Raw genomic sequence first — 12,554 nt, 5'->3', positions numbered from 1 at the left:
CCGCCGTTTCCACGAGGCAAGCGGGGGTCTGAGCGAGATCAGACGTCGGGAAAGACATCAGGGCGCCACCGCCACTTGCAGGAGCCGGTCGTCTTCAGCCGCCGGGGAACCCCGGCCATCCGTGTTATTACTCACAAACCACAGTGTGCCAGCTGGCCCTGACACCACGTCGCGCAACCGGCCGTATCCGTTGACAAACCACTCGGTGGGGGTGTCGGTGGAGGATGTGCTCAGAATCGGGATGCTCCACAACCGTTGCCCGCGCAGGCTCGCCATGAAGATGGTGTCGTTCACGATGGCGATGCCGCTCGGGCTCGCTACGTCCGTCGACCACTGACGTTCCGGGTCGAGATATGCCGGGTCGCCGGCCTGGCCCTCGACCAGCGGCCAGCCGTAGTTGCCGCCGGGAACGATGCGGTTGAGTTCGTCCCAGGTGTTCTGCCCGAACTCGCTCGCCCACAGCTGGCCGCGCGAATCCCAGGCCAGACCCTGTGGATTCCGATGCCCGAATGAGTACACCAGCGTGCCGAACGGGTTGTCCGCTGGCACAGCACCGGTCGGTGTCATTCGCAAAATCTTGCCGCCGAGCGAGTCCAGGTCCTGGGAATTGACGGTGTCTCCGGCGTCCCCGACCGTGGCGTAGAGCAGTCCGTCGGGGCCGAACGCGAGGCGGCCACCGTTGTGATTGCCGGCTCGGGGGATGGAGTCGAGCACGAGGGTGGGTGCCCCGAGGGTGTGGCTGCCGGGGGAGCCGGCCAATGGCATCCGTTCGATGCGGTTGTCGGCCGCCGTTGAGTAGTAGGCGTACACCCAGCCAGTGCCGCCCGGGGCCGCCCGGTCGGCGAGAAAGGCGAGGCCGAGCAGCCCGCCCTCACCGCTCGGGCGCGCCGCCGCGACGGTGCCGGCGTCGCGCAGACTGCCGTCGGCGAGCAGCTCGCGAAGCCGGGTGGTGTCGCGTTCGCTGATGAGCGTGGCGCCGTCGGGCAGTCGCAGAATCGACCACGGAGCCTGAAGCCCCGACGCGATCACGACCGGTTCGCCGACCGGATGCACCGGTGCGAGCGGGTCAGCACCGGCATCCGTTGCGCTCGGCGTCGGTTGGGCCGGTGTCGTGGTGGTCGGAGTGGCGCGCGGGTCCGCAGCGCTGCACGCGGTCAGGGTGAGAATCACGAGCACGGCCGTGCCCACCGCACGCCGCCGCCGCTCGGTCGGATCGGTCACCGGTCACCTCTCCTTCGTCGTGAACACAGCATGCCGCTTAACGCGTGCGGCGGCCAGTAGCTGGCTCAGGGCCCGTTCACTCGCGGCGGGACTGCAGGTTGGGTCAGGCCTGGGCGCTGCGAGCAGCAATGTGCTGCTCGACGACGGCAACGGCCAGCAGCGAGCTGTCGAGTTCGTCGGCGTCGGCGCCGTCTTTTTCGCGCAGAAACACGGCGGCGGTGAAGTCGGCGAGGGCGCCTTCGAGGTTGTCCTGGTCGAAGTACACCTTGCCGCGGTGCTGGCGGGCATAGGCGGCGAGGCGGCTCCACTCGTGCACCTCGGAGACGAGTATACAATGCGTCAACTCGCTCGCGGCCTCGACGAGCTTGCCCTGAAATTGCAGGACCTGCGCCCGACGGATGCGACTGGCCACCGCCTGTTCCCGGTTGCCGGTGAAGCGCGACTGGCGCACGGCCTCGTTGGCCACTTCCCAGGCTTCATCGAGCCGGCCGACGAGGCGCAGCAGGGCGACCTTTTCGTTCAGCGCGGCCAGGCTGCGCAGGGTGCCGAGTTCTTCAAGCCGCTCACCGGCGGCCTGAAGGTCTACTTTTTCGCGCAGGGTGATGGGGTCGTAACCGATGATGAAACTCAGGGTGTGTTCCTGTAATGACGAAGGCGGACGCGGCCGCGCGGAGAAATGACGGGTGCCCCCAGAGTACCGCCGCCCGCGGGCATCCGGTCGCCGGCTAGTGTCCGATCTGGAAGACCGTGCGGCCGGGCAGCGGCGACTGCGTCGACGTCTCGTCGGTCGCCACGAGCGAACCGGCCATGAACTGCTTGAGTTCGGTTCCCTCGATCACCTTTGCCGGGTGCGGACCGTTGGCCAGCAGCCGCGGAATCCAGTTGAGGTCGATCGGCGTGTGCGCTGCGATGAACACGATGTTGCCGAACCGGCGCCCCTTGAGCACTTGCGTCTCGGCGAATCCGATCACGTGCGGAAACACCGCCGAGAGGGTTGCGGCCTGGCCGCGCGCGAACGCGAGGCCGGGGCCATCCGCTACGTTGACGGCGAGTACGCCGCGTGACGACAGCAGCGGGGCGGCGAGCGCGAAGAACTCGCGGCTCGTGACGTGCTTCGGGGTGCGCGCCCCGGAGAAGATGTCGACCACGACGAGGTCGACGGCGCCTTGCAGCCCGGCGGGAAGCTTGCCGAGCACCTCGCGGGCATCGCCATGGCGCACGCGCAGCTGGGCGCGTTTGTCCCACGGCAGCACCTCCCGCACCAGGTCGATCAAATCGCTCTCGATTTCGACCACCTGCTGGCGCGAGCCCGGCCGGGTCGCCTCGACGTAGCGTGGCAGGGTGAGCGCGCCGGCCCCGAGGTGCACGGCGGTGATCGGCTCGTGGGGGTCGCCGAGCAGGTCGATGACGTGCCCGATGCGCTGGATGTACTCGAAGAACAGCTCATCCGGGTGATCGATGTTCACGTGCGACTGCGGGGTACCGTCGACCACGAGCTGAAAGCTGCCGGGGGTGAAACGGTCGGGTTCGATCACCGCGGTGTGTCCGCTCAACTTCAACACGACAGACGGATGCCCCTCCGTCACCTCACCCTTACGCCCAGTACTCATCGTCCTAGTCTGCGCCCTCTCCACGTGCCCGCGCCGCAGCATCCGCTTCGCGAAAGCGCAAAAAGTGCCCGATTGAGGGTGTCAAACGGGCACTTTTTGCGCTCTCGCGAGAAGACGGAGGGTGTTATACCTGAGAGTTTGCAGATTTGCAACAATTAGGTGGACATGACGCGAATGGGGGCATATGCTTGATCCTTGCGCTCCCAGACAAACTATGCCTTCATATTGCGGTCGGCTTTGCGTGTTCAAGCCACCTTGAGGCACACCTCTTATGAGGGTCTGCGGAGTCATCACCAATAACAGTAACTAGACCTGACGGGGTCCACGGAGGTTATTTCCTTGGCTGCTGCGCGCAACGCAACCACCAACTCACCCAAGAACGGCCGCTCGCACGAGCGTCTGTCGTTCGCAAAGATCAGCGACCACTTGAACGTTCCGGATCTGCTTGCTTTGCAGACCGAGAGCTTCGACTGGCTCGTCGGCAACGACATCTGGAAGGCTCGCGTCGCCGAAGCCCAGGCTGCCGGACGCCAGGACCTGCCGAATCGCACCGGGCTCGATGAGATCTTCGAGGAGATCTCTCCCATCGAGGACCTCGGCGAAACGATGCAGCTGTCCTTCACCAACCCGGAGCTCGAGCCGGAGAAGTACACCATTGACGAGTGCAAGGAAAAGGGTAAGACCTACTCCGCACCCCTCTACGTGAACGCTGAGTTCATGAACCACCTCACCGGTGAGATCAAGACTCAGACCGTGTTCATGGGTGACTTCCCGTTGATGACCCCCAAGGGCACCTTCGTGATCAACGGCACCGAGCGTGTCGTCGTGTCGCAGCTGGTGCGCTCCCCGGGCGTGTATTTTAACCGCGAGCAGGAGAAAACGTCTGACAAGGACATCTACTCCGCCCGTGTCATCCCGAGCCGTGGTGCATGGCTTGAATTCGAGATCGACAAGCGCGACCAGGTTGGCGTGCGCATCGACCGCAAGCGCAAGCAGTCCGTGACCGTGTTCCTGAAGGCCCTCGGCCTCACCAGCGAGCAGATCCTCGAAGAGTTCAAGGGCTACGCGTCCATCGAGCTCACCCTCGAGAAGGACAACATCCTCACCAAGGAAGAAGCCCTCAAGGACATCTACCGCAAGCTTCGCCCCGGCGAGCAGGTTGCCGCCGAGGCTGCGCGTGCGCTCCTCGACAACTTCTTCTTTAACTCCAAGCGCTACGACCTGGCCAAGGTTGGTCGTTACAAGATCAACCGCAAGCTCGGCCTCGAAGCTTCGCTGAGTGACTCCGTACTGACGCTGGCGGACATCCTGGCCACCATCAAGTACCTCGTCGCCCTGCACGACAACCAGACCACCCTTCCGGGTCTGCGCGACGGCAAGATGACCGACATCAACATCGACATCGACGACATCGACCACTTCGGTAACCGTCGTATCCGTGCGGTCGGCGAGCTCATTCAGAACCAGGTGCGCACCGGCCTGTCCCGCATGGAGCGCGTTGTTCGCGAGCGCATGACCACGCAGGACATCGAAGCGATCACCCCGCAGACCCTGATCAACGTGCGCCCTGTCGTCGCCGCGATCAAGGAGTTCTTCGGTACGTCGCAGTTGTCGCAGTTCATGGACCAGAACAACCCGCTCGCAGGCCTGACGCACAAGCGTCGCCTGTCCGCGCTGGGCCCGGGTGGTCTGTCCCGTGACCGCGCCGGCGTCGAGGTGCGAGACGTTCACCCCTCGCACTACGGCCGCATGTGCCCCATTGAGACCCCTGAGGGCCCGAACATCGGCCTGATCGGTTCGCTCGCCTCGTTCGCGCAGATCAATGCGTTCGGTTTCATTGAGACGCCGTACCGTCGGGTGCTGAACAACAAGGTCACCGAGACGATCGACTACCTCACCGCGAGCGAAGAGGACGACTTCATCGTCGCCCAGGCCAACGCGCCGCTCACCAAGGACTCGCACTTCGCCGAGGCCCGCGTGCTCGCCCGTAAGAAGGGTGGCGAGGTCGACCTCGTTCCCGCTGAAGACATCGGCTACATGGATGTCTCGCCGCGCCAGATGGTGTCGGTCGCGACCAGCCTCATCCCGTTCCTCGAGCACGACGATGCAAACCGCGCACTCATGGGTGCCAACATGCAGCGTCAGGCGGTGCCGCTGCTGCTCAGCGACAGCCCGCTCGTCGGAACCGGCATGGAGGTCTACACGGCCATCGACGCCGGTGACGTGCTCACCGCGCTGAAGCCCGGTGTGGTCTCCGAGGTGTCGGCTGATGTCGTCACCATCCAGCTCGATGAGGGCGGCACGCAGGACTACTACCTGCGCAAGTTCAGCCGCTCCAACCAGGGCACGAGCTTTAACCACCGCGTGATCGTCAACGCCGGTGAGCGGATCGAAGCCGGCGAGGTTATCGCCGACGGACCCGCCACCGACCAGGGAGAACTCGCCCTCGGAAAGAACCTGCTCGTGGCATTCATGCCGTGGGAAGGCTACAACTTCGAGGACGCGATCATCCTGAGCCAGAACCTGGTCAAGGACGACACCCTCTCCTCGATTCACATCGAAGAGTACGAAGTGGATGCCCGCGACACCAAGCTGGGTAAGGAAGAGATCACTCGCGACCTTCCCAACGTGTCGCCGGACTTCCTCGCCGACCTCGACGAGCGTGGCATCATTCGCATCGGAGCCGAGGTTCGCCCCGGCGATATCCTCGTCGGCAAGGTCACGCCCAAGGGCGAGACCGAGCTGTCTGCCGAGGAGCGCCTGCTGCGCGCCATCTTCAATGAGAAGAGCCGCGAAGTTCGCGACACGAGCTTGAAGGTTCCCCACGGTGAGCGCGGCACCATCATCGGTGTCAAGGTATTCGACTCGCAGGACGGCGACGACGAGCTTGGCAGCGGCGTCAACCAGCGCGTGGTCGTGTTCATCGCCCAGAAGCGCAAGATCACCGAGGGTGACAAGCTCGCCGGCCGTCACGGCAACAAGGGTGTTATCTCCCGCATTCTGCCGATCGAGGACATGCCGTTCCTCGCCGACGGAACCCCGGTTGACATCATCCTCAACCCGCTCGGTATCCCCGGTCGCATGAACTTCGGCCAGGTGCTCGAAACCCACCTCGGCTGGATTGCGAAGCAGGGCTGGAACGTCGAGGGCAAGCCGAAGTGGGCTGCTCGTCTTCCGGAGCACGCCTTCAGCGCCGCACCCGGCACGAAGGTCGCCACCCCGGTATTCGACGGTGCGCTCGAGATCGAGATCGAGGGTCTTCTGGACTCCACGACCCTGACCCGCGACGGCGAACGCCTCATCGGTTCCTCGGGCAAGACCCAGCTCTTCGACGGCCGCTCCGGCGAACCGTTCCCGATGCCGGTGTCCGTTGGATACATGTACATCCTGAAGCTCCACCACCTCGTCGACGACAAGATCCACGCTCGCTCGACCGGCCCGTACTCCATGATCACGCAGCAGCCGCTGGGTGGTAAGGCGCAGTTCGGTGGACAGCGTTTCGGTGAGATGGAGGTGTGGGCGCTCGAAGCATATGGAGCCGCTTACGCCCTGCAGGAACTCCTGACCATCAAGAGCGACGATATCCTCGGCCGCGTCAAGGTGTACGAGGCCATCGTCAAGGGTGAGAACATCCAGGAACCCGGCATTCCCGAGAGCTTCAAGGTTCTTATCAAGGAAATGCAGTCGCTCTGCTTGAACGTCGAAGTACTTTCGGCCGATGGCACCGCAGTCAGCCTGCGCGACACGGATGACGAGGTGTTCCGTGCTGCGGAAGAACTCGGCATCAACATTTCCACCCGGTTTGAGTCGTCGTCCATCGACGACATCTAAGCCCGGTCCAAAGAAACTTCGAAAACTTTCCAAGGAGAGAAATTGCTCGACGTAACAACATTTGACGAGCTTCGTATTGGCCTGGCTACCGCAGACGACATCCGTCGTTGGTCGCACGGTGAGGTCAAGAAGCCCGAAACTATCAACTACCGCACGCTCAAGCCGGAAAAAGACGGCCTGTTCGGCGAGCAGATCTTCGGACCCTCACGGGACTGGGAATGCTCATGTGGCAAGTACAAGCGTGTTCGCTTCAAAGGCATCGTCTGCGAGCGTTGCGGTGTAGAGGTCACGAAGTCGTCGGTGCGCCGTGAGCGCATGGGCCACATCGAACTCGCTGCCCCGGTCACGCACATCTGGTACTTCAAGGGTGTGCCCTCGCGCCTCGGTTACCTGCTGGACATGGCTCCGAAGGACCTCGAAAAGGTCATCTACTTCGCCGCCTACATGGTCATCACGGTGGACGAAGACGGTCGCCACCAGGACATGCCCGGACTCGAGAACGAGCTGCGTCTCGAACTGAAGACCATTGAGTCCAGCCGCGACTCGCGCATCGCCGATCGCCTGCAGCGCCTTGAAACCGACCTCGCAGCACTGGAGGCCGAAGGCGCCAAGAGCGACCAGAAGAAGCGCACCAAGGACGCCGCCGAAAAGGAAATGGGCCAGATTCGCAAGTCTCTGGACGAGCAGGTTGCTCACCTCGAGCGCGTGTGGGAAGACTTCCGCACCCTCAAGGTCGGCGACCTGAAGCCGGAAGACTCCGTCTTCCACGAGCTCCAGGACCGTTTCGGCATGTACTTCGAGGCCTACATGGGCGCCGAAGCCATCAAGAAGCGCCTTGAGGCCTTCGACCTGGTCACCGAGAGCGAAAACCTGCACCTGCAGATCGCTGAGGGCAAGGGTCAGAAGAAGATCCGCGCCATTAAGCGTCTGCGCGTGGTCAACGCGTTCATCATGACCGGCAACTCGCCGGCCGGAATGGTGCTCGACGTCGTTCCGGTGCTCCCGCCGGAACTCCGCCCGATGGTGCAGCTCGACGGTGGGCGCTTCGCGACCAGCGACCTCAACGACCTCTACCGTCGTGTGATCAACCGCAACAACCGCCTGCGTCGTCTGCTTGACCTCGGTGCTCCCGAGATCATTGTCAACAACGAGAAGCGGATGCTGCAGGAGGCCGTCGACGCACTGTTCGACAACGGTCGCCGTGGTCGCCCGGTCACCGGAACCGGTAACCGTGCCCTGAAGTCCCTGAGCGACATGCTCAAGGGAAAGCAGGGTCGTTTCCGCCAGAACCTGCTCGGCAAGCGCGTGGACTACTCCGGCCGTTCGGTCATCGTGGTCGGCCCGCAGCTCAAGCTGCACCAGTGTGGTCTGCCCAAGCAGATGGCACTCGAGCTGTTCAAGCCGTTCGTGATCAAGCGCCTGATCGACCTGAGCCACGCTCAGAACATCAAGGCTGCCAAGCGCATGGTCGAGCGTTCGCGTCCGCAGGTCTGGGACGTGCTCGAGGAGATCATCCGCGAGCGCCCCGTCATGCTCAACCGTGCACCCACCCTGCACCGCCTCGGCATCCAGGCCTTCGAGCCTCAGCTCGTTGAGGGTAAGGCAATCCAGCTGCACCCGCTCGTTTGCGCGGCGTTCAACGCCGACTTCGACGGTGACCAGATGGCCGTGCACCTGCCGCTGTCGGTTGAGGCCCAGGCCGAGGCTCGCATTCTGATGCTCGCCTCGAACAACATCCTCAAGCCGTCCGACGGTCGCCCGGTGACCCTGCCCACCCAGGACATGATCATCGGTCTGCACCACCTCACCACGATGAAGGAAGGTGTGGTCGGAGAAGGCCGCGCGTTCTCCACCGTGTCAGAGGCGATTCTCGCGTTCGACCAGAAGACGCTCGACCTGAACGCCAAGGTGCGCATCCGCTTGACCGACAAGTACTTCACCGAGGGCACCCAGCCCGAAGGCGTCGAGCTCGTCAACGGTCAGGCTGTCGGCACCGTTCTCGTCACCACGAGCCTCGGTCGCGCCATCTTCAACGAGGCGCTTCCGGCGGACTACCCGTACTTCGAAGACGTTGCCAACAAGGTCACCATGTCGACCATTGTCAACGACCTCGCGGAGCGGTACGTCAAGGTTGAGGTTGCTGCAACCCTCGACCGGATCAAGGATGCCGGTTTCTACTGGGCAACCCGAAGCGGTGTGACCGTAGCGCTCAGCGACATTCTGACGCCTCCGAACAAGAAGGAGATCGTCGCTGGCTACGAGAAGCAGGCTGCCAAGGTTCAGGGCCAGTTCGACAAGGGTCTGACGACCGACCTCGAGCGTCGCCAGGAGCTCATCCAGATCTGGACTCGTGCCACGGAAGACGTCGCCGCAGCGATGCAGGCGAACTTCCCGGCCGACAACACCATCAACCGCATGGTGACCTCTGGTGCTCGTGGTAACTGGCTGCAGGTGCGTAACATCGCCGGCATGCGAGGCCTCGTGAACAACCCGAAGGGTGAGATCATCCCTCGCCCGATCATCTCGAGCTACCGCGAAGGCCTGTCCGTCGCCGAGTACTTTATTGCTACTCACGGTGCTCGTAAGGGTCTGGCCGACACGGCTCTGCGTACCGCCGACTCGGGGTACCTCACCCGTCGTCTGGTGGACGTCTCGCAGGATGTCATCATCCGTGAAGACAACTGTGGAACGACGAAGGGTCTTGAACTGCCCATCGCCGGAACCGATGCCACGACCGGTGCGCTCCTGCGGGGCGACGACGGCGGCCTCCTGGTCGACTTCAACGTCGAGAACGCGGTCTACGCTCGCAGCCTGGCCGCAGCCGCGGTCAACGCTGCCGGTGAGGTCATCGCCGACGCCGGAGACGACGTCGGAGACGTGCTCATCGCGAAGCTCATCGCTGGTGGTGTCGAAACCATCAAGGTGCGTTCCGTGCTGACCTGTGAGTCGGCCGTCGGTGTCTGTGCTGTCTGCTACGGCCGGTCGCTCGCCACGGGCCAGCTCGTCGACATCGGTGAGGCCGTCGGTATCATCGCCGCACAGTCCATCGGTGAGCCCGGCACCCAGCTGACCATGCGCACCTTCCACACGGGTGGGTCGGCATCCGCTGACGACATCACCCAGGGTCTGCCGCGTGTTCAGGAGCTGTTCGAAGCGCGTACCCCCAAGGGTGCGTCGCCCATCGTCGACTCCGCCGGACGCATCACGATCGAGGATTCGGACAAGGGCCGCAAGGTCATCCTGACCCCCGACAGTGGCGACGAAGCAATCGCCTACCCGGTGCTCAAGCGTTCAACTCTCCTCGTTGAGGACGGCCAGCACGTTGAGCTGGGGCAGCAGATCATCATCGGTGCCGTCGACCCGAAGGAAGTTCTTCGTGTCAAGGGTGTTCGCGCGGTGCAGAAGCACCTCGTCTCCGGTGTGCAGGAGGTCTACCGTTCGCAGGGTGTACCGATTCACGACAAGCACATCGAGGTCATCGTTCGTCAGATGCTTCGTAAGGTGACCGTCGTCGAACACGGCGACACCGGACTGCTCCCGGGCGAGCTCGTTGACCGGTTGAAGTACAACGACCTCAACCGCACCGCGCTGACCGAGGGCAAGAAGACGGCATCCGCTCGCCAGGAGGTCATGGGTATCACCAAGGCTTCCCTCGCGACGGAGTCCTGGCTGTCGGCCGCTTCCTTCCAGGAGACCACCCGGGTTCTGACCCAGGCGGCCATGGAAGGCAAGAGCGACCCGCTGATGGGTCTCAAGGAGAACGTCATCATCGGTAAGTTGATCCCCGCCGGCACCGGCCTTCCTCGTTACCGCGACGTCACCGTCGAGGCAACGGAAGAAGCCAAGGCTGAGCGTTATCCGAACCGCATCTTCACCGAAGATGCCACGTTCAGCGAGGGTGACCTGAGCTTCGTCGACTTCGACAGCTTCTCGTCGGATGACCTCACTCCTGGTACGTACAACTAGTATCCGGTAGCTCTCAACGGATGGCCCCTGCTTCGGCAGGGGCCATCCGTCGTTAAGGTGCAAGACCAGACAAGTGGATGCAGTGGGCTGGCCGCAGCGCCACCAAGTCCACCGTGTGACTCCGGGCCCGGGCGCCGAACAGGAAGAAGGAGGCTACCTGCAACGTAACGGGATTCCGGGGCGGGGACGTATACTCGGGTTCTAGACTAGAAGTAACCACTTCGGGGGAGGTCCGTGTGGCAACCTTGACCGAAATTCTGATTCTCCACGGGCTGCTCCCTATCGAAGTGCTTGACACGCTCATGGCCGGGGACCCGGCAGATGAGAGCGCGGTCCGGGCGCTGGTCGAGCGCGGCGTCATCACCGAGCTGCAGTTCGCCAAGGCGCGGGCCGAGCAGGCCAACCTGCCGTTCGTTGAACTTCTTGATTACCCCGTTGATCGCTTGGCGGTTGCGCTCGTCACGCCGTCGATCTGCCGACGCCATGACGTGCTGCCGATCGCGATTATCGAGGGCCGTCTCCTACTCGCGATGGTCGACCCCGGTAACGTCTTTGCCCTCGACGATGTGCGTGATGCTTCACGGATGCAGGTCAAGCAGGTCGTCGCGGAACGTGCGGATTTGCTTGCCGCCATTGGCCGTTACCACCGGGCCGACGACGAGCTCACCAATCTGACGACGACCCTCGAGGAGGAGAACGCGCCCACGGAGTCCGCCGCGTTCGGTGTCTCGGATTCCCTCGATGATGACGCCCCAATTGTTCGTTTCGTCAACCTGCTCGTCAGCCAGGCCATCCAGGACCGGGCATCGGATATCCACATCGAACCCGCAGAGCACAGCCTCGGCGTGCGGTACCGCATCGACGGAGTGCTGCACGCGATGCAGCGTGCACCCAAAAGCATTCAGAACGGTGTTATCTCCCGGCTCAAGATCATGAGCGACATTGATATCTCGGAGCGCCGCAAACCGCAGGACGGACGCATGTCCGTGAGCCACGGCGGCCGCAAGATCGACCTGCGGGTTGCCACGCTCCCCACGGTCTGGGGCGAGAAGATCGTCATGCGAATTCTCGACAACTCCAGCACCAAGCTGAGCCTGCGCGACCTTAACTTGCTCGAGGGAAACTTCAACGCCTATAAGACGGCATACTCCAAGCCCTACGGCATGATCCTCGTGACCGGGCCGACCGGTTCAGGCAAGTCCACCACGCTGTACACGACCCTGAATTCTGTCGCCCGCACCGAGATCAACGTGATCACCGTCGAAGACCCGGTCGAATACCGGATGGAGGGCATCAACCAGGTGCAGGTGAACCCAAAAGCCGGGCTCACCTTCGCCAGTGCGCTGCGGTCCATCCTGCGCTCCGACCCCGACGTCGTTCTGATCGGTGAGATCCGGGACCACGAGACCGCGCTTATCGCGATCGAGGCGGCTCTCACCGGCCACCTCGTGTTATCGACCCTGCATACCAATAGTGCGCCGAGTGCGATCACGCGGCTCACCGAGATGGGCATTGAGCCGTTCCTTGTCGGTTCCGCACTGGATTGTGTCGTCGCCCAGCGGCTCGCGCGCAGGCTGTGTGACCGCTGCAAGCTGCCCGACAACCGCGAGGTGGAAGAGCTGGTGTTGCTGAACTTCGCCGTCGATCCTGATTTGCCGGCACCGGTGATCTTCCGGCCCGTCGGCTGTGCCAGTTGTTCCAAGACGGGGTACCGGGGGCGCATTGCCGTTCACGAGGTCATGACGGTGTCCGAAGAGATCGAACGACTCACGGTGGGCCGTGCATCGAGCGCGGAGATCTTAAGAGAGGCGAAAGAGCAGGGCATGATCACCCTGCGAGAAGACGGTTGGGCCAAGGTGTTGCTGGGCCTCACGTCGATTGAGGAAATTCTCCGAGTGGTGGCTTAGAACGTAAAGGACTGGCAGC

At 63.2% G+C, this 12,554-nt stretch carries 7 protein-coding genes; 4 read left to right on the top strand and 3 right to left on the bottom strand.

The window, feature by feature from the left end:
* Positions 1-57: 57 nt before the first annotated feature.
* A complete protein-coding gene (locus E3O45_RS07510; protein WP_134442834.1) occupies positions 58-1,221 on the bottom strand; it encodes a sorbosone dehydrogenase family protein in 1,164 nt (387 codons plus the stop codon).
* Positions 1,222-1,324: 103 nt separating this feature from the next.
* The gene (locus tag E3O45_RS17965; RefSeq protein WP_241985272.1) at positions 1,325-1,537 is read right to left on the bottom strand and encodes a hypothetical protein; all 213 of its coding nucleotides are present in this window, start codon (positions 1,535-1,537) and stop codon (positions 1,325-1,327) included.
* 18 nt (positions 1,538-1,555) lie between these two features.
* Between E3O45_RS17965 and E3O45_RS17960 the strand changes: the two genes are divergently transcribed.
* A complete protein-coding gene (locus E3O45_RS17960; RefSeq protein WP_241985271.1) occupies positions 1,556-1,867 on the top strand; it encodes a hypothetical protein in 312 nt (103 codons plus the stop codon).
* A 79-nt stretch (positions 1,868-1,946) separates the two neighbouring features.
* Here the strand turns inward: E3O45_RS17960 and E3O45_RS07500 are convergent, their stop codons facing one another.
* Entirely contained in the window at positions 1,947-2,831 is an 885-nt protein-coding gene (locus E3O45_RS07500) for a spermidine synthase (protein ID WP_134442832.1), read from the bottom strand.
* 339 nt (positions 2,832-3,170) lie between these two features.
* Here E3O45_RS07500 and rpoB point away from each other — a divergent pair, with 339 nt between their 5' ends.
* The 3 genes from rpoB to E3O45_RS07485 all read left to right on the top strand — a co-directional run bounded on the left by rpoB (position 3,171) and on the right by E3O45_RS07485 (position 12,535).
* A complete protein-coding gene (gene rpoB, locus E3O45_RS07495; protein ID WP_134442831.1) occupies positions 3,171-6,662 on the top strand; it encodes a DNA-directed RNA polymerase subunit beta in 3,492 nt (1,163 codons plus the stop codon).
* A 42-nt stretch (positions 6,663-6,704) separates the two neighbouring features.
* On the top strand, positions 6,705-10,628 hold the full coding sequence (locus tag E3O45_RS07490; RefSeq protein WP_134442830.1) for a DNA-directed RNA polymerase subunit beta': 3,924 nt from the start codon (positions 6,705-6,707) through the stop codon (positions 10,626-10,628).
* 236 nt (positions 10,629-10,864) lie between these two features.
* Positions 10,865-12,535 (top strand): GspE/PulE family protein, encoded by a 1,671-nt coding sequence (locus E3O45_RS07485; RefSeq protein WP_134442829.1) that lies wholly within the window; start codon positions 10,865-10,867, stop codon positions 12,533-12,535.
* Positions 12,536-12,554 lie beyond the last annotated feature (19 nt).

This window comes from Cryobacterium sp. TMS1-20-1, from assembly GCF_004402355.1.
GTDB lineage: Bacteria > Actinomycetota > Actinomycetes > Actinomycetales > Microbacteriaceae > Cryobacterium > Cryobacterium levicorallinum.
The sequence above is the reverse complement of the archived record's forward strand: the minus strand, read 5'-3'. Positions and strand labels throughout refer to the sequence as shown.